The 25,227-nt window shown below is 46.0% G+C and carries 16 protein-coding genes; 5 read left to right on the top strand and 11 right to left on the bottom strand.

Annotation, left to right across the window (positions count from 1 at the left end):
• Nucleotides 1-31: 31 nt before the first annotated feature.
• From RJ41_RS07610 to gltB, 7 genes are all read right to left on the bottom strand, one after another.
• On the bottom strand, nt 32-928 hold the full coding sequence (locus tag RJ41_RS07610) for a cobalamin-binding protein (RefSeq protein ID WP_039219190.1): 897 nt from the start codon (nt 926-928) through the stop codon (nt 32-34).
• A 14-nt stretch (nt 929-942) separates the two neighbouring features.
• The gene (locus tag RJ41_RS07605; protein WP_039218927.1) at nt 943-1,890 is read right to left on the bottom strand and encodes a cobalamin biosynthesis protein CobD/CbiB; all 948 of its coding nucleotides are present in this window, start codon (nt 1,888-1,890) and stop codon (nt 943-945) included.
• Nucleotide 1,891: 1 nt separating this feature from the next.
• Entirely contained in the window at nt 1,892-2,593 is a 702-nt protein-coding gene (locus RJ41_RS07600) for a 5'-methylthioadenosine/adenosylhomocysteine nucleosidase (protein ID WP_039218924.1), read from the bottom strand.
• A gap of 164 nt (nt 2,594-2,757) precedes the next feature.
• A complete protein-coding gene (locus tag RJ41_RS07595; protein ID WP_039218922.1) occupies nt 2,758-3,345 on the bottom strand; it encodes a DUF2726 domain-containing protein in 588 nt (195 codons plus the stop codon).
• Nucleotides 3,346-3,554: 209 nt separating this feature from the next.
• Nucleotides 3,555-3,977 (bottom strand): hypothetical protein, encoded by a 423-nt coding sequence (locus RJ41_RS07590; protein ID WP_039218919.1) that lies wholly within the window; start codon nt 3,975-3,977, stop codon nt 3,555-3,557.
• Nucleotides 3,978-4,291: 314 nt separating this feature from the next.
• Nucleotides 4,292-5,707 carry an FAD-dependent oxidoreductase gene (locus RJ41_RS07585; RefSeq protein ID WP_039218917.1) on the bottom strand — a complete coding sequence of 472 codons (1,416 nt, stop codon included), beginning with the start codon at nt 5,705-5,707 and terminating at the stop codon, nt 4,292-4,294.
• 13 nt (nt 5,708-5,720) lie between these two features.
• Nucleotides 5,721-10,187, bottom strand: coding sequence for a glutamate synthase large subunit (gene gltB / locus RJ41_RS07580; protein ID WP_039218914.1), 4,467 nt, complete (start codon nt 10,185-10,187; stop codon nt 5,721-5,723).
• A gap of 662 nt (nt 10,188-10,849) precedes the next feature.
• Here gltB and RJ41_RS07575 point away from each other — a divergent pair.
• The 5 genes from RJ41_RS07575 to RJ41_RS07555 all read left to right on the top strand — a co-directional run bounded on the left by RJ41_RS07575 (nt 10,850) and on the right by RJ41_RS07555 (nt 18,370).
• A complete protein-coding gene (locus tag RJ41_RS07575) occupies nt 10,850-11,785 on the top strand; it encodes an N-acetylmuramoyl-L-alanine amidase (protein ID WP_039218911.1) in 936 nt (311 codons plus the stop codon).
• A gap of 99 nt (nt 11,786-11,884) precedes the next feature.
• Nucleotides 11,885-14,239 carry an aerobic respiration two-component sensor histidine kinase ArcB gene (arcB, locus tag RJ41_RS07570; protein ID WP_039218908.1) on the top strand — a complete coding sequence of 785 codons (2,355 nt, stop codon included), beginning with the start codon at nt 11,885-11,887 and terminating at the stop codon, nt 14,237-14,239.
• Nucleotides 14,240-14,429: 190 nt separating this feature from the next.
• Nucleotides 14,430-14,984, top strand: a complete 555-nt coding sequence (locus RJ41_RS07565) for a PH domain-containing protein (RefSeq protein WP_039218905.1) — start codon at nt 14,430-14,432, stop codon at nt 14,982-14,984.
• On the top strand, nt 14,984-16,690 hold the full coding sequence (locus tag RJ41_RS07560; RefSeq protein WP_039218902.1) for a PH domain-containing protein: 1,707 nt from the start codon (nt 14,984-14,986) through the stop codon (nt 16,688-16,690). The genes RJ41_RS07565 and RJ41_RS07560 overlap by 1 nt, the downstream gene beginning before the upstream one ends.
• Before the next feature lie 102 nt (nt 16,691-16,792).
• Nucleotides 16,793-18,370 (top strand): sodium:solute symporter family transporter, encoded by a 1,578-nt coding sequence (locus tag RJ41_RS07555; RefSeq protein ID WP_039218901.1) that lies wholly within the window; start codon nt 16,793-16,795, stop codon nt 18,368-18,370.
• A gap of 10 nt (nt 18,371-18,380) precedes the next feature.
• Here RJ41_RS07555 and RJ41_RS07550 read toward each other — a convergent pair whose 3' ends face one another.
• From RJ41_RS07550 to prpC, 4 genes are all read right to left on the bottom strand, one after another.
• On the bottom strand, nt 18,381-19,637 hold the full coding sequence (locus RJ41_RS07550; protein WP_039218898.1) for a response regulator: 1,257 nt from the start codon (nt 19,635-19,637) through the stop codon (nt 18,381-18,383).
• A 121-nt stretch (nt 19,638-19,758) separates the two neighbouring features.
• A complete protein-coding gene (gene prpF, locus RJ41_RS07545; RefSeq protein WP_039218897.1) occupies nt 19,759-20,940 on the bottom strand; it encodes a 2-methylaconitate cis-trans isomerase PrpF in 1,182 nt (393 codons plus the stop codon).
• Nucleotides 20,941-21,486: 546 nt separating this feature from the next.
• Nucleotides 21,487-24,078 (bottom strand): Fe/S-dependent 2-methylisocitrate dehydratase AcnD, encoded by a 2,592-nt coding sequence (gene acnD, locus RJ41_RS07540; protein WP_039218895.1) that lies wholly within the window; start codon nt 24,076-24,078, stop codon nt 21,487-21,489.
• An 18-nt stretch (nt 24,079-24,096) separates the two neighbouring features.
• Nucleotides 24,097-25,221: a bifunctional 2-methylcitrate synthase/citrate synthase gene (prpC, locus tag RJ41_RS07535; RefSeq protein ID WP_039218893.1), complete on the bottom strand. Its 1,125-nt coding sequence runs from the start codon at nt 25,219-25,221 to the stop codon at nt 24,097-24,099.
• Nucleotides 25,222-25,227 lie beyond the last annotated feature (6 nt).

Raw genomic sequence — 25,227 nt, 5'->3', positions numbered from 1 at the left:
ATTTTAGACTTAAGTATAACGCTTATGCGTTTTATTTAATACCTTCACAGAGCGATTTTAGTTCATTTATTAATCGTAGCGAAAACCGGCTTGTAACGTCAGGATCTACAACAATAAGTGGCGCATTTAGAAAACGCCGGTGTTTCTGCCAGAATACTTCTAGTTCTTGGCGCGAGTTTTTAGACGCAGCGATAAGAGCATGCGGCTGACGGATCAATACGTCCCTAACTGTCACTTGCGGGTAGTCTACAGGACTATCTGCAAATAGAGTTTGTGCACCACAAATATTTAATAGCTTATTACCCCATGCATTGGGGCCGATTGTCATTAGTGGCGTTGTCCATGAATAGTAAAATACTGGTTGACGTGGCTCAGTATCGTATTTATGCCTTAGATTTTTTAAATCGTTGAGAAAGGTATTGCTGAGTTTGTTTGCTTTTTTTTGCGTGTTGGTAAGTGCGCCAAGCCTTTTTATTTCATTCGCAATATCTGTAATGTTTTCAATCTTACTACTAAATACATTAAGCCCCATTGAAGAAAGCTTATGGATATCTTGAGGTTTGTTGCCACCCTCCCAAGCCAAAACTAAATCAGGCTTTAAAGCCACTATTGCAGCAATATCTGCCCCCTGAAAATCAGCTATACGTTGAATGTTTTTGGCTGCTTCTGGATAGTCACTATAGTCGCTGACGCCTAAAAGATTAGGACCTAAACCTAAACTGAACGCCCATTCTGTTAGGTGTGGCGCAAGACTGACTATTTTTAGCTCGGCGGGATTTGATAAAGCGCTTGATTCTGAGTTTGGTGCAACATTGGCTGAAGCAAATTGATTGGCGTTTGCAAGGTGCATTGAGCTGTTATCTGACGATGAATCAGCAAGCGCGATAAGAGGCAGATAGCATAGAACTACAAAAAAAATGGTTTTCATTGGACCTGCTGCTTTCATGATGAGGCCGCTATCGCTAGCATTACTAATGAGGCGAAAGCGCTAATTGCTATCATCGCATGATTAATGGTGCTTTTGGCTGATAGCATGTGAGAGTATTTTACCTCGTTAGCCCCACCTACACGGGGATATCGAATTTTCTTATTTGCGTAAATTGCAGGGCCACCCAGTTTTACATCTAGTACACCACCCATAAGTGCAAGCAGCAGTGACGTTTTATCTTTCACTGGGGAGCGCTTTATGGCGCGAAACCCTTTAATAGGATGGCTCACCAGTAGTGCTGCTAGACCACCAATGACCGCTGGCGGCATATTAAGCAAGTAGACAAGGTTGCGTACGGGTTTGGCAAAAAAAGTCATTGTTGGGGTTCGGTAATGCCATTGCCAAGATGTGAGCAAAAGTAATCGATAAATGAGTGCGCCTATGGGGCCTACCACTACAAAGTAGAAAATAACGCCGCAATAAAGATAGAGAAACTTGAGCCATAGCGATTCTATAGCGGCTTTGGCAATTCCTATATCGGTAAGTGAATTGCATTGACGTGCTGTTATGGTTTGTACCATTTCACGGGCAAGAGATTTCTTGTTTCTTCCCACACTTCCTAGCACCTTCTTATACTGCTGACGCTGGTAGCCGAAATCGAGGAGTGCAACAAGAATAATGGCTTCGAAGAAAACAGGGTACTGCGCCATATACACTAAAATGGCTACGCAGATTATCAGAGGCGCGAGAAGTACCAACGCAGCTAATGTGCCTGAAATGTAGTGCTGAGACGGGCCATAGTTGGAAGATGGCACCACTTTGCGCCCCATTTGTAAAACAAGGTAGCGCATTAGCGTTAATGGGTGAGTACTTTGGGGCCAGCGCCACAGAGCGTCGATGGCGATAGCCAACCAAAGTACGAATAGCGACTGATAATTCGGGTCGCTAATAACTTCTGTCATCTTATTTAGCGAGGGCTTTAATCATTGCCATAACAAGTTGTGCCGAATGCTTAGCGGCAGTCTCTAGATACTCTTTAAAGCTTACGGATGATGTTTTGCCTGCAATATCAGATAACGAACGAATTACGAGAAATGGCGTGTCGAGCATATGGCAGGTTTGGCCAATGGCTGCACCTTCCATCTCAACAGCTTTCATATCCGGAAAGTTTTCTCGTAATTCCGCTACTGCTTCATCGCTACCAATAAATGCATCACCCGTACAAATTAAACCTGTTGTAGACTGAAGCGACGTAATACCTGCAGCTGCGGTTCGGGCCGTTTCCATTAATGTTGTATCGCAACGGAAGTCTTCTGGCATACCGGCACATTGACCGAGTTTGTAGCCAAAGTGGGTTAGATTAGCATCGTGATGGATAACGTGACTGGCAATCACTAAATCACCAATGTTCAGGTTCTTGTCGAAGCCACCTGCAGAGCCGGTGTTAACCACTGCATCGGGTGCATATTGCTCAATAAGTACGGTAGTGGCGATAGCGGCTGCCACTTTTCCAATGCCGCATTTAACTAACACCACTTCTATGTCGTCAAGCGTGCCTTCATAAAATGTAAGGTGCTTCCACTGAGTTTCTTTAACATTCCAAAGTGACGCTTTGAGTAGCGCAACTTCTTCATCCATTGCACCTAAAATACCAATTTTTTTCATAACTATACCGACGGTGTTAAGGGAATTTAACGCGTGAATACGCTGTTGAATGTAGTAATTGTATAAGGAAAACAAAGAAACTGACAGAAAAATGCCTTTGTTGCACTATTTGAGAGTAAGAAAACAGTTAAGCAACAAAGGCTAGGGGAAATGTGAGTTAACTATCAGGCGGCAGCTGGTCTGCTTGAGCGCACCGGGCGAGTAGGGCGCTTAGGTGGCTCTGGGTTGTGTGTTGGCAATTGAGCCATTTTATTTTGTAATCGACGATACGGAATAAGTTTGTTTTCCAAACATTCGCGAATGTCATCGACGGTGTAGCCAGATTTTACTTTTATTCGTGCATGAGGAAGGCCGGCTGCATCTAATGCGCCTGTTACAAACCAATCCTTTTGCGCTTTGTAACCCTCTTTACCTTGGCTATGGACTAAGTCGATGGCCATTACCGGGCTCATATCTTGTTTATCAACCAGTACAAAGTCGAGTTGCCTGCTTGATGCACGGCTAAGCGCTTGGCTTGCTGTCTTCTTGTTGGCAGATTGACGAACTGATACAAGGTCATTAAGACGTACGCGGCATACTATTCTAAACTCACGCCCCATGGCCTGTTCGATAAGGTTTAAAAAGGTATGTTCTACCGGCGTGAATAACTGTGGTTTTCGCCTGAAAGGAAAAGCGACTCCACCGTCTGACAATTTTATGGCACCTAGTGCAACGACAATAAGTAACATCATTAGAATAATTGCCAATTCCATCGTAACCCTCGCAAATTTCAAGAATAAAAGCCAATGACAGTAGAGTTTCTAGGCCGTGCCAGCTTATATTTGGCAAACTAGTCTGTTACCTCTAGTTTCTCTGGTGTCATAAAAATGACGCCAGACACTGTCATCGTGTTGTTTACGATGGAATTGCAAGCCAGATGCCAACATGAGTATGTTTTACACTGGCTTTGAAAAAGTAGAGCTTAATTAGCGTTTGACGTAACCAAAATATCGACTTGAGAACCTGTCTTATCGGGGCTTACGATAACCCTCACTGTTTTGTCTTGAGAGGACAGTAGTGTACGCCCGTTGACCGGTGTGTGGGTTTTTAACGCGGGGTGTGCCGCTTGATAGAGATTGACCATAGCTTCTGGCGCCGCCGGTGAATGATACACCATGACAGATGTTAATGGTTCGTCAAAGGCCTGGCATTGACGAGCATCTTGTGCAATTTTCACCTGCTGAAACTCTGAAGGACAAGACACTATGCTGGGTTTATCAGCAAAAGCTCTTTTAGTCGCTTCTTCTACCGAAATGCTATTAGCATAACTAGCAAAAGATAAGCCGCTCATGCCTGACAATAGGGGCAAATATATGGCAAGTCTTTTAATATCCCAGTTCTTCATATATGGGCTCTTGTGTAATTATTTTTTATTTGAATATCAGATACTAGAGCGGATGTTCTTGTACATCAACTAAACCTTGGTTTATTAACGTATGCTTTCAACGTTTCTAGTATGTTGCTTGCGCTTTTGTGCTACCTGCATGTAATCGGGGTAAGGCTTGGCAGCTGATACGATACCTGTGTGCTGCGCGGATGATTTCCAATTCCCACCTCCATAGCGCAGCCTAATGTAAATCGTATCCCTTAATTATTTCAAACAAAAAAGCTCGATAGCAGAACTATCGAGCTTTTTATAAAGCGACTTGAGAGCGACGGTTAAACGCCTATGTAATCCATAATCCCTTCTGCGGCTTTACGGCCCTCGTCGATAGCCGTAACTACCAAGTCACTACCGCGCACCATATCGCCACCTGCGAATACTTGTGGGTGTGATGTTTGGAACGCAAATTTACCTGCAGACGGTGCACGTACTCGACCTTTTTCATCAAGCATAATGCCAAAGTCAGCAAACCATGGCGCAGGGCTTGGCTGGAAACCAAAGGCGATAATTACCGCGTCAGCTTCTAGTACGTGCTCTGAACCCTCTACTTCAACAGGGCGGCGGCGTCCATTGGCGTCAGGCGGCCCCATTTCAGTTTTAACCAGCTTAACGCCACAGGCTTTGCCGTTTTCATTTACTGCAATGTCTAGCGGCTGAAGATTGAATTTAAACTCAACCCCTTCTTCTTTCGCATTAACAACTTCGCGGCGAGATCCTGGCATGCTTTCTTCGTCACGGCGGTATGCACAGGTAACTTGGGCAGCGCCTTGGCGGATTGACGTACGAACACAGTCCATGGTGGTATCACCACCACCTAATACAACGACGCGCTTGCCTTTCATATCAATGTAATCAGCTGGATCTTTCTCAAGGCCCATCACGCGATTGGTGTTGGCGATAAGGAAAGGTAAGGCTTCGTGAACGCCTTCAACTTCTTCGTTATCGAAACCACCTTGCATCGACTTGTACGTACCCATACCAAGAAAAACAGCATCGTATTTATCAAGCAATTCCTGGAACTGGACGTCTTTACCAATTTCAGTGTTAAGTACGAACTCAACACCCATCTCGGTAAAGATTTGGCGGCGTAGCTTGATTACGTCTTTCTCTAGTTTGAAAGACGGGATGCCAAATGTAAGTAGGCCACCAATTTCTTCGTATTTGTCGTAAACAACAGGTTTAACGCCGTTACGAACCAGAATATCAGCACATGCAAGACCCGCTGGGCCTGCACCTACAATCGCCACTTTCTTGTCAGTCCATACCACGTCAGACATATCTGGGCGCCAGCCCATTTTGAATGCTGTATCGGTAATGTACTTTTCAATACTACCGATAGTTACTGCACCAAAATCGTCATTCAGTGTACATGCACCTTCGCACAGTCTGTCCTGTGGACATACGCGGCCGCATACTTCCGGCAAACTGTTGGTTTTATGAGAGAGTTCCGCAGCTTCCAAAATACGGCCTTCGTTCGCCAAGCTTAACCATTGTGGAATATAATTGTGTACAGGACACTTCCATTCACAGTATGGGTTACCGCAGTCCAAGCAGCGATCTGCTTGGCCTTCGGTCTGAGATTGGCTCAGCGGTTGATAAATTTCCGCGAACTCTTGTTTACGTACCATGATCGGCTTTTTCGGCGGATCGATACGTTCAACATCGACAAATTGGTATACGTTCTTTGCCATAAACTAAATCCTCCTACTGAGCCTGAATGCGTAATTCAGCACTTGAACGACTGATGTGACCAAGCAAGTTTTTCACATCACTGGTTTTTGGCTTAATAAGCTTGAAGCGTTTCAGCGTTGCGGCGAAATCAGTAAGCAACGACAACGAGTGCTCGCTTCCTGTTTCTTCGTAATGCTGATTAATTAAGCCACGTAAGTGCTCAGCAAGAATTGCTTTATCTTCAATTGGCATTATATCGACCAGTTCCGCATTCACGCGGTTATCAAGGTCGTCGCCATCATCCATAAGATAAGCAAAACCACCAGTCATACCTGCACCGAAGTTAACACCAACCGGACCAAGTACAGCTACAATACCGCCTGTCATATATTCACAGCCGTTATCGCCAATGCCTTCAACTACCGCAATAGCACCAGAGTTACGCACGCCAAAGCGCTCGCCAGCACGGCCAGCAGCAAACAGCTTACCGCCTGTTGCACCGTAAAGGCAGGTGTTACCCATAATGGCGCTGTCGTGGGCGTCGTAAGAGATATTGCGAGGTGGGTGAATAACAAGCTTACCGCCGGTCATCCCTTTACCTACATAATCGTTGGCATCACCTTCAAGGTGCATATGCAGGCCGCCAGCGTTCCACACACCGAAGCTCTGACCCGCTGTACCGGTAAGTTCAACTTTGATAGGTGTATCTTCAAAGTCGTGGTTACCGTGGTGTTTAGCGATTTCACCTGATAGCAGCGCACCGACAGAACGATCCGTATTGCGGATTGGGTATTTAAGGGTAATAGATTTACCGTCAATAACCGCTTGCTGGCCGTCTTTAAGCATCTGCGCGTTCAATTCACCTTTATCGATAGGTGCGTTGGTGGTTTGCGAGCAGAATAAGCGCGTATGGTCGCCTGCTTTAGGCTGCGCTAGCAACGGCGACAAATCTAAACGGTTTTGCTTAGCGGTAATGCCATCTAGAACTTTAAGTAGCTCTGTGCGACCAACAAGGTCGTCGAACTTAGCAATACCCATAGACGCCATGATTTCACGCACTTCTTGAGCAATAAACTTGAAGTAGTTCATTACCATATCAGGTAAGCCAATGAAGTGATCGTCACGCAGTTTTTGATCCTGCGTTGCAACACCTGTCGCACAGTTGTTCAAGTGGCAAATACGTAGATATTTACAGCCTAAAGCCACCATTGGACCTGTACCAAAACCAAAGCTCTCAGCACCTAAAATACCGGCTTTTACTACATCTAAGCCTGTTTTCAAACCCCCGTCGGTTTGAACGCGTACTTTGTGACGTAAGCCGTTTTCAATAAGCGCTTGTTGCGTTTCAGATAAACCAAGCTCGAACGGACTACCCGCATACTTAACTGATGTTAGCGGGCTTGCACCTGTACCGCCGTCGTAACCTGAAACGGTGATAAGGTCGGCATAGGCTTTCGCTACACCCGTTGCAATGGTTCCAACACCCGGCTCAGATACTAGCTTAACGGATATAAGTGCCGTTGGATTAACCTGTTTCAAATCGAAAATTAGCTGTGCTAAATCTTCAATTGAGTAGATATCGTGGTGTGGAGGTGGTGAAATAAGGGTTACACCCGGCACAGAGAAACGTAGCTGTGCGATGTATTTATTTACCTTATCGCCTGGAAGCTGACCACCTTCACCAGGCTTTGCACCCTGCGCCACTTTAATTTGAATAACGTTTGCGTTAACCAAATAGTGAGGCGTTACACCAAAGCGACCTGAAGCCACCTGCTTAATTTTAGAGTTCTTTTCAGTCCCAAAGCGAGAAGGGTGTTCGCCACCTTCCCCAGAGTTAGACTGACCGCCCAGGCGGTTCATGGCAATCGCTAGTGCTTCGTGCGCTTCAGGGCTTAGTGCACCAATTGACATTGCCGCAGTATCAAAGCGTGGGAATAAGTTTTCCGGTGCTTCTACTTCACTAATATCAATAGGGTCACAATCAGGGTTTATAGCTAGCAAGTCGCGAATGTGCGCAGGCGCACGCTCGTTAACAAGCTTTGCATATTGCTGGTAGTCGTCGTAGTTACCAGACACCACAGCCTTTTGAAGCGTACTGACTACGTCTGGGTTATAGGCGTGATATTCGCCACCGTGCACGTATTTAAGCAAGCCGCCGTGATCGACAGATTTACGCTTAAGCCAAGCAATACGGTTTAGGTTGATAAGATCTTGCTGGAAATCATCGAAGCCCGCACCTTGAATGCGTGAGGTCACACCTTTAAAGCATAACTTCATCACTTCGTTGTTAATACCTACTGCTTCAAACAGTTTAGAGCTACGGTAGCTAGCAATAGTGCTAATACCCATTTTCGACATGATCTTGTACAAGCCTTTGTTGATACCCTTACGGTAGTTCAACGTGGCCTGCATAGGAGAAATATCTAGCTCGCCTTTTTCACAAAGCTGCTCAATAGTTTCATATGCAAGGAATGGGTAAACCGCAGTGGCACCTAAGCCAATCAACACCGCGAAATGGTGTGGATCGCGGGCACTTGCTGTCTCAACAACAACGTTAGCATCGCAGCGTAATGACTTTTCAACTAAGCGACGTTGTACCGCACCAACTGCCATTGCTGCAGGGATAACCAAGCGATTTTGTTTAATGTTTCTGTCAGACAGAATAACGAACGCAGCACGCTTGTTTTTAACCAGCATCTCGACTTCGTTACACACGCGCTCGATGGCTTTCTTCAAACCTTCTTGCGGCGCATACTGAAGCTCCACGATTTCTGAGTAGTAGTTGTCTGGGTTAAATTCGCGCAGTTGCTTAAGGTCGGTATACATTAGCACTGGCGAGTCAAACAATACGCGGTCAGCGTAACCTGAGGTTTCGCTAAATACGTTTTGCTCGCGGCCAATACAGGTTGCCAACGACATAACGTGGTTTTCACGTAGCGGGTCAATAGGCGGGTTAGTAACCTGTGCGAATTGCTGACGGAAATAGTCGTAAACCGTACGCTGACGCGAGGACATAACCGCCATTGGCGTGTCATCACCCATTGAACCAACGGCTTCTTGACCGTCTTTCGCGAGTACTTTTACGACTTGTTGAATTTCTTCATAGCTGTAGGCGTGTAGCTTGTGGTACACCGCCATGGCGTCGTCGTCAAACACGCGTTTACCAATCAATGACGCGTCAAGCTTTTCAATTGGCGTTAATCGACGAATATGCTTGTCTAGCCACTCTTTATAAGGATGGCGTGCTTTTAAGTCTTCATCAATTTCAGTAGAGCGCCAGATTTTGCCTGTGTACGTGTCTACAGCAAGCATTTCACCTGGGCCTACGCGGCCTTTTTCAACTACGTCAGCTTGCTCGTAATCCCAGATACCTACTTCTGAGGCTAGGGTAATGAAACCATTCTTAGTAATAACGTAACGAGCAGGACGTAGACCATTTCTATCAAGGTTACAGGCAACGTGGCGACCGTTAGTTAAAACGATACCCGCTGGGCCGTCCCATGGTTCCATGTGCATAGAGTTAAACTCGTAAAATGCACGAAGATCATCGTCCATGGTCTTGTTGTTTTGATAGGCGGGTGGAACAAGTAACCGCATAGCACGGAATAAATCCATACCGCCGGCTAAGAATAGCTCCAGCATGTTATCCAGCGAGGATGAGTCTGAACCTTCAGTATTAACAAAAGGTGCTGCATCTTTAAGATCTGGAATAAGTGGCGTTGCGAATTTAGCAGCACGTGCCATGGCCCAGTCGCGGTTTCCTTTAATGGTGTTAATCTCACCGTTGTGCGCAAGGAAGCGGAAAGGCTGAGCAAGCGGCCAGCGTGGTAGCGTATTTGTTGAAAAGCGTTGGTGGAAAACGCAAATTGCGCTTTGCATACGCTCATCGGCAAGATCGTGATAAAAGGCAGGTAAGTCCTTTGGCATTACCAAGCCTTTGTAGATCGTAACCAAGCCCGACAAACAAGCCACGTAAAAATCGGGATCTTTCTCAAGACGTTTTTCAGCGCGGCGGCGGATCATATACAAACGACGCTCAAGGTCGCGTTTTCTCCAACCTGCTGGCGCGTTCACAAATACCTGTTCAATTTGTGGAACACCCGTTAGCGCTAATTCACCCAGTACTGAGTGGTCGACAGGCACTTCGCGCCAACCCACTACTGAAAGTGTTTCTTTTTCTAGTTCTTCATTAAGTACTTCACGCGCGGCTTGCGCAAGTACCGGGTCCTGACTTAAGAAAATCATGCCCACGCCGTATTTTTTGCTGAGTTTCCAGCCATTTTCTTCGGCGATTGCATGGAAGAACGCATCCGGTTTCTGCAGTAATAAACCACAGCCGTCACCGGTTTTCCCGTCGGCAGCGATGCCGCCACGATGCTGCATACGGTCAAGACCGTGTATTGCAGTCGTTACCAATTCATGACTGGCTTCCCCATGAGTGTGAGCGATTAAGCCAAACCCACAGTTGTCCCGGGAATCATTGGGATTATATAAACTCATCTCTTAACTCCTTCAACCTTTTGACTGGGCAAGGTATGCGTTGCGTGTAGATGCGCCTAGGTTTGCGTATCACAACATTATTAGACGTCTTTTATGCCTGCGAGCGGTATTGCTTGCGGCGTGCGCCTTTCTTGTCGTTATTTTATTATTAGAGGATTCCAGTCGTTTCCGCATTTTTATGCATTATTGCGATGCGGGCCGTACAAAATACCCACATTAAAAACTAAAATCAAACGCTAAAAGTATAAGCTTTATAGTGAATTAGTATAAATATAATTAAGTCGATATTAATCAGTTATTTACGCATCATCATTTATGTTTGTAACAAAAATGTTATCAGTGTTGCAAAGTGAATAACTCACCCCTCATAAATGATATTATTTCTCATTTGCGTTTTGTTAATGAATAAATATGCTTTGAAATTGATGTTTTATGTTGTCAATAGCGGTTTGTGGTGTATTTTTATTAATTTGTAAAGCTCTGGTTCCACTAATATAAGTAGTTTGCTATATTGGTTGAAAATTGACCACAGGTAAGGCTCGTGGTGCGCTGAAGGATGTTGATAAAGAGCCCTGTGTGTGAATTGAGTGTACGCTTATGTGGAAGGCGAAGAATAAAAATTCACTGTGGTGGCGTGCTGTTAAGACAATAAGGATTATTGTATGAATACACTACATGCTTCACCACTGCCTATATTTAGTATAGATGATCATATTCTAACTGGCGACAATATCACCTTCAGGCTTTCTCCTAATACATCTGGGCGTTTTCAATCTGGATCTCCCGATACTATTGTTATTCATTTTACCGCCGGCAGTAGCCTTTCATCTTCGGTGAATGTCTTGACCAATGCCGATAGCGGTGTGTCAGCTCACTTTGCCGTTGGACGCAATGGTGACATTGTTCAAATGCTTCCGACTAATAAAATAGCGTGGCACGCAGGAGAAAGTTATTACGAGGGGCGTAGTGGCTTGAACCAGTACTCTATCGGCATTGAATTAGACAATGCTGGCCAGCTTAAGGCAAGGGGAGACGGCACCTTTGAAAGTTGGTTTGGCGAAATTTTTGGCGAGAATGAAGTATTAGCTGCCCAGCACATTAACCAACAGTCTATGGGTTATTGGCACAAGTACACCGACGTACAAATTGTCAGGACGTTATCGCTCTGTAAAGCATTGTGTAGCCACTACAACATCTCTACTATCGTCGGGCACGAAGAAATAGCGCCGTCACGAAAGGTCGATCCTGGCCCCGCTTTTCCCCTTCAAAGACTCAAAGCCGCTGTTTTGCAAAGTGATAGTGAAACGTGGGCAACTGAGTCAAGTGATTCGAATTCACAGCGAGAGGCGCATGATCAAATTCAGCGGGATCTTGATAGTGCTGTAAAGCGGGTGGCTAATGTAAGTGCTAATTCACTGAATGTGAGAAGAGGCCCCGATGTTTCATTCCCAACGATCGAGAATGGATTGCACAAGGGCGAGGTATTAAAAATACTGGAAAAGCGAGGGGAGTGGGCGAAAGTGTCTTACACGAAGGTGGGGTGGGTGAATACCAAATACATTAATGAAATTACTGAAAAGTCGCCTTTCAAATCCTAATTCTGGGTAGGGCCACAGAGTTATGCTTTGACAAACCGCATTCCCGAAGAGGGGAAAGCCTGATAGGATAAAGGCAAAATAAGTTTAGATTAGACGTACATGCATTCAGATTCACCAAACGATTCTTGGGCAATCCGCTTTGCTCAATTTGTTCAGCGTTTTGGCACTCTAAAGCTCAGCATCTTATTTGTTGTTCTTTCGCTTGTGTTCACGCTAGGCGGTTCTTACGTGATACGCGTAAGTATGGGAAGCCAAGTCCAACCCGACGATTTTATAAGTGCCGTTATTCTTACCATGTTGTCTGCGCCATGGGTTCTCTACTTTTTCAGTGAACTAATTAAGCAGCTAGAGAATTCGCGTACTAATCTTAAAGAAGTCGTTAGTCAGCTAGAAAGTTTACGTGAAGAAGACGTTTTTCTTAACCGAGAATTACAGAGCAATATTCGCCAGCTAAATCACGAAATAGAGCAACGTAAGCAGGCTCAAGAAGAGCGTGAAGCACTATTTAAAGATTTAGAAAAAGAAATTCAGGATAAATCTGAACAAGAGGCCCAAGCGCGCCGCTTATCTACGCTACTTCGCTCCATTATCGATGCTTCGCCAGACTTAATTTATTATCGCAATGAAGAAGGTCGATTTGCGGGCTGCAACCGCATTGCCGAGTTGATGACGGGCAAAACCGAGCAAGAGCTGCTTGGCTTAACGCCAAAAGACGTATATGAGGAAGAGCTTGCCCGCCAAATTGTAGCGAGTGATCACGAAGTTCTAGAAACCAACGCCAGTATCACAGAAGAGCTGTGGCTTCGCTTTGCTGATGGACGTCGTCGTTACTTCGAAATGAAGCGTGTACCTTTCTTCGATAAAGAAGGCAACCGCTTGGGGCTACTTTCATTCGGTCGCGACATGACTGAGCGTAAACAGGCTGAAAATGCTGCGGCGAAAGCTAGCACAGATAAAACGCGCTTTATCGCGACCATCAGCCATGAGCTTCGTACACCATTGAACGGTATTGTTGGCTTAAGTCGCATGCTGCGTGATACCGAGTTAAGCGACGAGCAATTCAGCTGGGTTAGTACAATTTACGCAAGTGCCATTACGCTAGGTAATATCTTTAACGACATTATTGACCTAGATAAATTAGATAGAGACAAACTTGAACTAAGTCTAAAAACTATATCGTTGAAGGACTTTACCGAGGAACTCAGCAGCATTATTCGCCTGTTGGCCGCTGACAAACAGCTAGAGCTTAAAACAACAATCAACGAGCCACTTCCCCGTCTTGTTGAAATAGATGGCACGCGCCTTCGTCAAATTTTGTGGAACATCTTGTTTAATGCAGTGAAATTTACGCAAAAAGGGCACGTAAGCTTATCGGTTTCATCAACGAAACCCGATGGCGATAAGGCGTATGTTACCTTTGTCATTGAAGATACTGGAGTGGGTATTCCAGAAAGCGAAATTGAAAAGATTTTTGCCATGTACTATCAGGTTGATCACCCTGACCACCAATCGGCCACAGGTACCGGTATTGGATTGGCAATCTGTAAGCAAATGGTCGACTTGATGAAAGGTGAAATTCACGTTTCTAGCATAGTGGGTATAGGCACCCGCTTTGAAATCGTGTTGCCAGTTCAAATTTCTAACAGCCCAATGAAAGTGGCGCAGCTTCAAGTGACAGGGCTTAATATCTTGTTAGTTGAAGATATTGAGTTGAATGTAATGGTCGCCAAAGCCTTGCTTGAGAAGCTTGGCCAGAAAGTCGATGTAGCAATGACCGGTCAAGAAGCCATAGACAAAGTCAGGGAAAACCAATACGACCTTATCTTGCTTGATATTCAATTGCCTGACATGACCGGATTCGATGTGGCAAGTACGATTATTGAAGAAGATCTGGTTATGCAAACGCCCATCGTGGCGCTAACGGCAAACGTCATTAAAAAGCGTGATGAATACTTAGAAAACGGTATGGATGACGTTATTGCTAAGCCGATTAAAAAATCTCGCGTTATCGAGGTGTTTAACGAGTTGTTCCATGCACCACCTGCACCGCTTGAAATTGATGGCGAAGTAGAGCGCCCTGAACCTAACAAAACATTAAGTAACATTTTAGATATGGACTTGTTACAGATGTTAGTTGATACCATAGGGGATGAAATGGTGCGCGCTAGCGTTAAAGTATTCCAAGAAAAAATGCCTGAATACATGGAAATACTGCAGCTAAGCTTAAGTGCGGACGAAAAGTCAGAAGTGTGCTCACAGGCTCACAAAATTAAAGGCGCCGCTGGCTCTGTTGGTTTGGCTCGTGTACAGCGTATTGCTAATCAAATTCAACAGGGCGATCACCCTACATGGTGGGAGAACGTGCATGATTGGGTGGAAGAGCTACAAATGGCCGTTCAGCACGACATGAAGGCACTACACGATTGGCTGAATGAACAGCAGGTTGATGACTAGTTAGCATAACGCGCTCTTTAATAGGTAACGTGAAAAAGAGGGCTTGCCCTCTTTTTTGTTATAAAAACTGCGCTAGAGAAAGCGGTCAGAGCAGCTTTGCAAAGTAGCTATGTAGCTAAGTAGCTAAGCCTCTCCTTAAAAAAAGCAGCAGGCTGAACTTATTTATACAGTGGTAAAAGGAATTAATGCGATGACAATTAGCGCACAACAAGAAACCGTGTTTTCAAATAATCAGCTCAGTGTTGAGGAAATTCCCTCACTTCAAACGCTCGCATTACTTCCTATATCCAAAAAGTACCGGACACTAAATATCCTCTCCATTGGATTGATAGCCTCAGTGCTAATAGGTATTGCTTCTGCGTTACGATTCCAACGCTTTTGGTCATTGCCAGAAGGACTGCTGCAAGCCTACCCGTATGTTGTTGCTGGTATCGTCGCTGTAGGCTCTCTATGGGCGCTGTACCACTTTTTTGCTGATGTACGCATATTTTATGCGATTCGAGAGCAAGACATCAGTAAGCAGTCAGGGCTAATTTTTAGAAAACTTTCGTGCCAACCTATTTTGCGTGTTCAGCATGTAGAGGTAAATCGCGGTCCATTGGACAGGTGGGCGGGTCTTGCCTCACTTCAGGTGTTTTCGGCTGGTGGTGAAATGCACACGTTTGAAATACCTGGGTTAAGCATTGAAAGGGCAGAGCAGTTGCGTGAGTTCATTCTTGCTCATAAAGACATAGGTGCACGCTAATGACGGTATCAGAAAGGCCCTCACACCAAGCGCCTACACTTAATCAGTCAAAAGAGCTGAAAGAAGATGCTGCGCTCAAGTCCCATGGGCAAGATGCTAATATGGAAGAACCGAAACTTAAAGTTGAGACGGGTGATGAGTGGCAGCGCCTCTCTCTAATTTCTATTTTGTATTTTACTATTCGCAATTTTACCAACTCGGCTCAAGTGCTTATTTATACCCTTCCCGCCTTAGCCATATCGTTCAATATTTGGGATAACCTGCTGTCGCCTGAAGTACTAATCGGTGCTGGAATCCTCTTTCTATCTACCAGTGTCAGCGGCATAATTAGCTTTTTAATGTACAAGTTTCGCGTGCACAACCAGCACGTTGAGATTCATCATGGCGTGTTTCAACGCCGCTATACCAACTTGCCCTTGTGGCGTATTCAAAACGTAAAGATAGAACGCCCTTTTTACTACCGACCTTTTGGGTACGCGCTAGTGGTGCTTGATACCGCAGGAAGTGGGAAAGAAGAAGCTAAAATTGTAGCGGTTCCTGAAGATTATGCTGAAGCGCTAAAAAAGCAGGTGTTGTATGAAAAAGCGCTGCACGATGAGGGTGACCTGGATTGTTTGCCAAATGAATATTTATCCGACGAGCAGAGTTCATCTTTTCCCACGCCACGAACGCGCACTAAAGCGATAGATTCTTCCCATTCAAATGAAGAAGTATTAAATCGACGGTCCGTGAAAGACATCATTATTCACGGTATCACCAACAATCGCGTGTGGATCATACTGGGTGCTGCGGCACCTTTCTATGACGATGTGTTCGGTCTAGTTTCAGAGTGGTTAGCCGATAAAGGCTTGCAGCTAAATCAGCTGGTTGGTGAACAAACGGTTGCGTGGTGGCAATTTGGATTGTATGCCTTTGTCATTCTCATGATGCTTATGGCGTTAGTGGCACTGCTGAGTGTTGGTGGCGCGCTTTTCACTTTTTACGGCTATACACTCTCACGAACAGGTGATCGCTATATCCGTCGCAGCGGCTTACTTAATAAACTGGAAGTCAGTATGCGAGCTTCACGCATCCAAATGATTACGGCGAAGCAAGACTGGCTGGATAAAATACTAAAGCGTGTGAATTTGTATTTTGAGCAGAACTCAACGGCTGGGCAGCAAATGCAAGAACTGATGTCGCCAAATAAGCTTATTGTGCCATCGGTAACCGAAGATGAAGCTTTTGCGCTTAGCCAAGAAGTAATGCCTGAATGCGACTTGCGAGGCCAAGATTATCATCCCATTAGCAAGCGATTCATTACTTTTTGGTTGTTTGCGGGTTGGACATTGCCTTTTATTACCTTTTTCACTATTGGCGCTTTGTCGTCCCATCTTGATATTATGCTAGGTTCACTCGTTGTCTTTAGTGCGGTATCGCTGTTACTCACGCTTAGGTGGTGGCGATGGGGTATAGCCTACGACAGTAAGTACGTTTATATAAGGCGAGGTAGAATAGGCATCGACTATCAATGCTTTGAGCCCTATAAAGCGCAGCAAGTTATCGTTAAGCAAAGCGTGTTTATGAAGCGAAGAAAACAGGCCACCGTTAAGTTTGTACTGGCTTCGGGGGCGGTGACTGTGCCGTTTCTACCAGAAGACTACGCTAATAAACTAGCAGATAGTGTGCTATTCGAGGTGGAGTCAACTAGAAGGTCTTGGATGTAACGTACACTGTTTCTTTGAGCGCTGCTTTTTTATACGTTTTTTTATGCAAATAGACCGAGTTTATGTAATGGTAGGTATTTAGTTGCTTAACCTTGCGTCTATATGGATATTCTTGATTACAGTGTCATCGCGATTTACCTCATCACGTTACTCGTTATCGGCTTTAGCTTGCGTGGACAGCAGTCAAAGAAAGATTATTTTCTCGCTGGAAGAAGCTTAAGTTGGAAACCGCTGTTACTTTCAGTGATGGCGACGCAACTCTCGGCGGTCAGTTTCATTTCCGCTCCTGCATTTGTCGGCTTCCGTGAGGGGGGAGGACTGATTTGGCTCTCTTATGAACTGGCAGTTCCGTTAGCTATGCTTTTACTCATTACCACCGTGTTGCCTACATTATACCGAAGCGGTGTGGTGAGTATTTATGACTATCTTGAGCGACGTTTCTCTACCTCTACCCGTATTTGTATCAGTGTTGTATTTCAATTTAGCAGGGCCTTCGCTACCGGCATAATGGTTTACGCGCTATCCATTATATTGCAAGGAACCATGCAGGTTTCATCCACGCAGGCAATATTACTCATTGGTGTGATTACCGTTTTGTACTCCTTACAAGGAGGCATGAAAGCAGTTGTATATGGTGACGCGGTACAAATGGTTGTCATCGTTTTGGGCACAGCTATCTGCATTGCTTTTGGTCTAAACGCATTAGGCGGTTGGGAGCACTTTTTACAGCTACTTCCAAGCGAGCGGGTCTCTACCCTTAATTTTTCATCTCTGGGTTTTGATGGTGACGGCTTCGGCTTCTTTCCTATGGTGCTAGGTGGCGTGATCCTCTACGCCTCATACTACGGTTGTGATCAATCAGAAGCACAGAGGGCATTGTCAGCGAAATCGGAAAGCGATCTTAAAAAGATGATGTTAGCAAATGGCATTTTCAGGTTCCCTATAACACTTCTATATTGTTTAGCAGGCTTGGTGATCGGCACACTAGCGTTGAACGACGCCAACTTGCTATCGCAAATTCCTAAAGATAATCCGGACTGGCTTATGCCGGTCTTTATTCTTAATTATTTACCTCATGGGCTTATCGGCTTGCTTGTGGTCGCTATTCTTGCTGCAGCCATGTCATCACTGAGCTCAGCAATAAACTCTCTTGCCGCTGTTTCACTGGAAGATTATTTCAAACTCACTCGGAAACGCGCAAAACCTGAAGGCTACCTGAGTCATGCTAAGTTTGCGGGCTTGCTTTGGGGAGGGATTATTTTGCTGCTTTCGCTCAATGCTGGCGATATAGCGCCTACCGTTATAGAAGCGGTGAACAAAGTGGGCTCTGTTTTTTTTGGCCCCGTCTTGGCTGTGTTTCTACTTGGCATGCTAACGAAGAAGATAAAGGCCACACAGGTCAATACCGGCCTGATGTGTGGCGTGCTGACTAATTTGTCGTTCGCATTTTTTGTCGAGGACATGTTTTGGTTTTGGTGGAATGTAACGGGGTTCGCGAGCACAGTGATACCCGCTATTATCTTGTCTGTTTTGTCAGCTAATGATGAAAACGATACAGCGACGATCACCACCTCTGGTCAACGACGCTTACTGATTGATAAGCCGATTGCCACCCTATTGCTTGGCTATTTTTGCTTATTGGTCGTTGTTTGCTACTTAATGCCGCGTTGGCTGCAGTAGACTAAGTGATTTACGCCTCTACTGTTTTGGCAACTGAGTCTCTCAAAATAATCTGATCTTTGCCCGCGTGCTTAGCTTCGTATAAGCGCGCATCAGCCACTTCTAACTGCGACGCCAAGCACTTGTGTTCCTCGGTACATACGCCGATACTGCACGTGATATTGAACTTGTGATTGGTAAAAATAGTAGAGCGCACTGCATCCATAAACGCTGAAAGCGCAGATAGATACACTTTAGGTGGCCTTACCGATACCACTGTAAATTCTTCACCCCCATAGCGCACAATAAGATCGTCGGGGAAGTAATCTTTTAACAATGCTGCAAATTCCTGCAATAACATGTCACCCGTTTTATGGCCGTAGGTATCGTTTACACTTTTGAAGTTGTCAGCATCGATCATAGACACAATGACATCCTTTCTCGACGCTTTATTGGCAAATAACTCTTCTGCTTTTTCGTAGAGAAAACGGCGATTGTATACCTTGGTTAGCGGGTCTAAGTTTGCTGAATTTCTAATGGTTTGAATCATTTCTTGTGATTCAAGGTTTTGCATAATTCTGCAGTAGAATTCTTCGTGATAAAAAGGTTTGGACAGGAAGTCATTGGCGCCGCTTTTAATGAATTTCGAGGTCAACACGCTGTCGCCGTTTGCCGATAAACCGATAAATACCAAGTCTTGCATGCGTTTTTCGTGGCGTATTGCTTTAACCAGTTCATAACCGTCCATATTGGGCATACGGTGATCAGCAATAACCATTTTAATATCGCGGTGATTATCAAGCTCTTCCAACGCTTCTAAGCCATCGTTCGCTTCATGCACCTGAAATTGGAATTTGCGAAGTAATGAGCAAATGTGATTTCGGCTCGTTCTAGAATCTTCCACCACCAACACTTTGGTAGTGAGATTCTTTCTTAAACGGTCTACAAGTTTAGACACTTGAAGGTATGAATAGCGAGACTCTTTTGTGATGTAATCCAGTACGCCCTGATCGAGTAACTGAGCACGGGTAAATTCGTCGAAGTTCCCAGTAAGTACGATGGTTGGAACGTTGTAGGAAAGTGCAAGCTCAACGCTCTCGCCGTTGGGCGCGTCGGGAAGGTTTAAGTCGACGATGGCTGCCAAGTATTCGGTGTCACTCTCGAGGGCACTTTTAGCTTCCGCAAGATCTTCGCACAGATCACACGTAAAGTGAGGATTATCCTCAATAAGTTTGTTTACAATCTTTCGGACAGTGAGACTGTCTTCTACTACAAGAACTTTATACATGTGATCTACTCTCGGCACTTAGGCTTCGATAATAACCAATTTAAGACAAAAAAGCCCTCAAAGAGAGGGCGTTTTATACTTATGTCTAAATGATTTTATTCTTATATAACATTGCGTTGTACTAACTTTGTTCAGCGGGAACACGCACGGAGCCTTCCATCAAAATACGTGCGCTTCTGCTCATTACAGCTTGCTTAATTTGCCACTTGTCGTCTTCAAACGTAGCTCTTGCTCCTACTCTAAGCGTTCCAGATGGATGCCCAAAAGTAACCGAGTCTCTTTCGTCGCCGCCAGCTGCGATATTTACAAGAGTGCCGGGTATCGCCGCAGCTGCTGCAATAGCGACCGCAGCCGTCCCCATCATAGCATGATGAAGTTTCCCCATAGACAGTGCGCGAACCAATACATCAATGTCTGAACCCAAAATATCTTTGCCACTGGATGCTTGGTAACCTCTTGGAGGAGCAACGAACGCGACTTTTGGTGTGTGCTGCCTGTTTGCAGCTTCACCCACATCATTGATGAGCCCCATCTGAACCGCGCCGTGTGCACGAATTGCTTCGAACTTGGACAGCGCCTCGGAGTCGCTGTTTATATCATCCTGCAGTTCAGTGCCTGTGTAGCCAATATCTTCTGCGTTGATGAAAATAGTAGGAATACCCGCGTTTATCATGGTCGCCTGAAGTGAGCCTACGCCTGGAACTTCAAGTGTGTCGACTAATCGTCCTGTCGGGAAGATTGCCCCTTCACCGTCAGCTGGGTCAACAAAGGCTACTTCTACTTCTGCGGCAGGGAAGGTGACACCGTCTAGTTCAAAATCGCCAGTTTCCTGTACTTCCCCGTTAGTCATTGGCACCTTAGCGATAATGGCTTTGTTGATATTGGCTTGCCAAATATTGACGGTGGCAATGCCGTTTTCTGGTATTTTACTTCTATCTACCAGCCCATTGGTTATCGCAAATGCGCCTACGGCTGCCGTTAGGTTTCCGCAGTTACCACTCCAGTCTACGAATGGCTTATCTATGGCTACTTGACCAAATAGGTAGTCGACATCGTAACCTTCACGTTCACTTTTGCTTAAGATAACGGTTTTGCTGGTACTTGATGTAGCACCGCCCATACCGTCGGTTTGTTTACCGTAAGGATCGGGGCTGCCAATTACGCGCAGAAGCAGGGCATCGCGCGCCGGACCTGGCTTTTGCGCGGCTTCTGGCAAATCGGTTAAATTGAAAAACACACCCTTACTGGTACCGCCACGCATGTAGGTAGCCGGTACTCGAAGTTGTGGCGCATACTTTGTCATGTTTTTTCCTTTCGTCGGTATGAGTGCGTTGAGGCACAGTTGAAACACGCCGTAAATACATCCTTGTAGGCTCTAGGGGCGCGTCCATGCGCCCCGAAGGTTTCAACCGTGCCTCAACGCACTCTTAAACTAAAAACCATTTTATCTGGAGAGAAGTAAGGTTGTTCGTGATTTGAAACACGCTGTGAACACATCCATGTGCGCTCCCCAGCCGCATCCTTGCGGCTGGAGGGTTTCAAATCACAAACAGCTTCCAACCAAACTAGCTGATACTAGCTACGGAGGAGGTGGATTAGTTTCAGGGCCTTCAACTCGCAAGTATGCGAGTTGGGAGCCTATAGAGACGTATTTAGGGCGTGCCCTATGACTAACTTATCCCCCAGCTAAGTAAACTGATGCAATATTGGCCGAACTTAAGTGGGGGAGGTGGGTCAGTTTCAGGGCCCTCAACTCGCAAGGATGCGAGTTGGGAGCCTACAAGGACGTATTCACGGCGTGCCCTGTAACTGATTCACCTCCTCCCACTGAAAGGTCTTCCTATCACAATCAGCTAGCTTCAGCTTCCAAGAAGTCTTTAGCGAAGCGCTGTAATACGCCGCCCGCGCTGTAAATAGAGACTTCTTCTGCAGTGTCTAAACGGCAGGTTACTGGCACTTCTAGCTGCTCACCGTTTTGACGGTTTACTACTAGCGTAAGCGTTGCACCTGGTGAAGGTTCGCCGCTTACGTCGTACGTTTCTGTGCCATCAAGCTCAAGGGTTTTACGCGTTGTGCCTGGTTTAAACTCAAGCGGTAGCACGCCCATACCAATAAGGTTAGTGCGGTGAATACGCTCAAAACCTTCTGCCACAATGACTTCAACACCAGCAAGACGCACGCCTTTAGCTGCCCAGTCACGTGACGAGCCCTGACCGTAGTCGGCGCCTGCAACAATGATAAGCGGTTGTCTGCGGTTCATGTAGGTTTCAATGGCTTCCCACATGCGCATAACTTTGCCTTCGGGCTCAACGCGCGCCAGAGAACCTTGTTTTACTTCACCGTTTTCAAGCACCATCTCGTTGAATACTTTCGGGTTCGCTAGGGTAGCGCGCTGTGCGGTTAAGTGGTCACCACGGTGCGTGGCGTACGAGTTAAAGTCTTCTTCAGGCAAGCCCATTTTATGAAGGTATTCACCGGCTGCACTGCTGGCCAGAATAGCGTTTGAAGGCGACAAGTGATCGGTGGTGATATTGTCACCTAAAATAGCCAGCGGACGCATGCCTTTCATGGTGCGCTCGGCATCCATCGCGCCTTCCCAATAGGGTGGGCGGCGAATGTAGGTGCTCATTTCACGCCAGTCATAAAGTGGGTTAATGTCTTTGCCATAATCAACGCTAAGGTCGAACATTGGCTCGTACACTTTTCTGAAGTGCTCGGGCTTCACCGACTTCGCTACAATAGCGTCAATTTCTTCATCGCTTGGCCAAATATCTTTAAGCGTTACCGGGTTGCCGTCTTTGTCGGTGCCCAATACGTCCTTTTCAATATCAAAGCGAATGGTGCCGGCGATAGCGTACGCTACTACTAGTGGCGGCGATGCTAAGAATGCTTGCTTAGCATAAGGATGGATACGGCCGTCGAAGTTACGGTTACCCGACAATACCGCTGTAGAGTAGAGGTCGCGGTCGATGATTTCTTGCTGAATTTTAGGGTCTAGTGCGCCGCTCATGCCGTTACAGGTAGTACAAGCAAAAGCTACTACGCCAAAGCCCAAATCTTCCAACTCGCTCATTAGGTTAGCTTCTTCAAGGTAAAGCTTCACCGCTTTAGAACCAGGTGCTAGTGAGCTCTTTACCCACGGCTTGCGAGTTAATCCGCGCTGGTTGGCGTTGCGCGCAAGCAGGCCTGCCGCAATAACATTGCGCGGGTTCGATGTATTAGTACAGCTGGTGATAGCCGCTATAATAACCGCGCCATCAGGCATTTTGCCTTCTTCCTCAGTCAACTTCGCTGCTATACCGCGACTTTCTAAATCGCTGGTAGGTAAGCGAGCGTGAGGGTTAGAAGGGCCAGCCATGTTACGTCCAACAGCAGAAAGGTCGAACGTAAGCACCCGCTCATACTCGGCAGTTTCTAAATCATCAGCCCATAAACCGGTATGCTTAGCGTATTGCTCTACCAATGCAATTTGCTTTTCTTCACGCCCTGTTAGGCGCAAGTAATCAATGGTTTGCTGGTCAATGTAGAACATGGCTGCAGTGGCGCCGTATTCCGGTGTCATGTTCGAAATGGTTGCGCGGTCGCCCAGCGTCAGGTGCGATGCACCTTCACCATAGAATTCCAAATATGCAGATACCACACGCTCTTTACGCAAGAACTCTGTTAACGCTAATACGATGTCGGTTGCAGTAATGCCTGGCTGTGGTTTGCCCGTTAGCTCAACACCTACAATGTCTGGCAGACGCATGTAAGACGCACGGCCCAGCATAACGCTTTCCGCTTCAAGGCCGCCAACGCCCACAGCAATTACACCAAGTGCATCAACATGCGGCGTATGGCTGTCTGTACCCACTAGCGTATCAGGGAAGGCAACACCGTCACGGGCTTGAATAACCGGTGACATACGCTCCAAGTTAATTTGGTGCATAATGCCGTTACCCGGAGGGATAACATCTACGTTTTTAAATGCCGTTTTTGTCCAGTTGATAAAGTGGAAACGGTCGTCGTTACGTCTGTCTTCAATTGCACGGTTTTTTTCAAACGCGTCTTTCTCAAAACCGGCATGCTCTACAGCTAATGAGTGATCCACAATCAACTGTGTTGGAACTACTGGGTTAACCTTGGCCGGATCGCCGCCTTTTGCCGCAATAGCATCGCGAAGCCCGGCTAAGTCTACCAGTGCCGTTTGACCCAAGATATCGTGACACACTACGCGAGCCGGAAACCACGGGAAGTCCAAGTCGCGCTTGCGATAAATCAGCTGTTTAAGTGAGTCGGTAAGCATTTCAGGGGCGCATTTACGCACCAAGTTCTCAGCCAGTACACGTGAGGTGTAAGGTAGCTTGGCGTAGGCGCCAGGCTCAATAGCATCTACCGCTTCACGGGTATCGAAAAAATCGATACCCGCGTTTGGAAGCGGTTTACGGTAATCAATATTCATAAAACCCCAACCTTAATCTTAAGCGCGTTCGCTAATAGCTGGCACTGGGCGTAGTTCTTCGCCTGTGTATTCTGCTGACGGGCGAATAATACGGTTGTCAGCGCGCTGTTCCATAACGTGTGCCGCCCAACCGGTTAGGCGTGACATTACGAAGATTGGTGTGAACAACGGTGTAGGAATGCCCATAAAGTTGTACGCAGACGCGTGGAAGAAATCGGCGTTACAGAAAAGCTTTTTCTCGCGCCACATCACTTCTTCACAGCGAACAGACACAGGATAAAGCACGTCGTCACCCACATCAGCAGCCAGTTTTTCAGACCATTGTTTGATAATTTCGTTACGCGGATCAGACTCAGAGTAGATAGCGTGGCCAAAGCCCATGATCTTCTCTTTACGCTCAAGCATGCCCATCATCTTCTCTTCAGCATCATCAGGAGAAGTGAAGCCTTCAATCATTTCCATGGCGGCTTCATTAGCACCACCGTGAAGTGGACCACGCAGAGAACCGATAGCACCGGTTACACAAGAATGCATATCAGATAAGGTTGAAGCACAAACACGTGCAGTGAAGGTAGACGCGTTAAATTCATGCTCTGCATAAAGAATGAGTGATACATGCATGACCTGTTCATGAAGTTCACTTGGCTTTTCGCCGTGAAGCATGTGAAGGAAGTGACCACCAATTGAATCGTCATCGGTTTCAACATCTACGCGCACGCCGTCGTGCGAGAAGCGATACCAGTAACAAATGATGCTTGGGAAACATGCCAACATACGGTCCGTCACGTCTTGCTGCTCATCGAAGCTGGTTTCCATTTCTAGGTTACCTAGCATTGAGCAACCCGTGCGAAGTACGTCCATTGGGTGGGCATTTTTTGGAATGCGCTCTAGCACTTCTTTCAGTGCTGTTGGAAGACCGCGCATGCCGCGAAGTTTAGTTTTATAAGCGTCTAACTCAGACTGGTTAGGTAGCTTGCCCTTTAAAATAAGGTACGCTACTTCTTCAAATTGACAGTTTTGCGCTAAGTCTTTTACGTCATAACCACGATACGTTAAACCAGAACCTGATTTACCTACGGTTGATAATGCTGTTTTGCCTGCAACTTGGCCGCGTAAACCCGCGCCACTTAACTGTTTAGCCATCTTGTT

It is taken from the genome of Alteromonas marina, assembly GCF_000808575.1.
In the GTDB taxonomy this organism is placed as follows: domain Bacteria; phylum Pseudomonadota; class Gammaproteobacteria; order Enterobacterales; family Alteromonadaceae; genus Alteromonas; species Alteromonas marina_A.
This window is presented reverse-complemented; position numbering and strand designations above follow the sequence as displayed.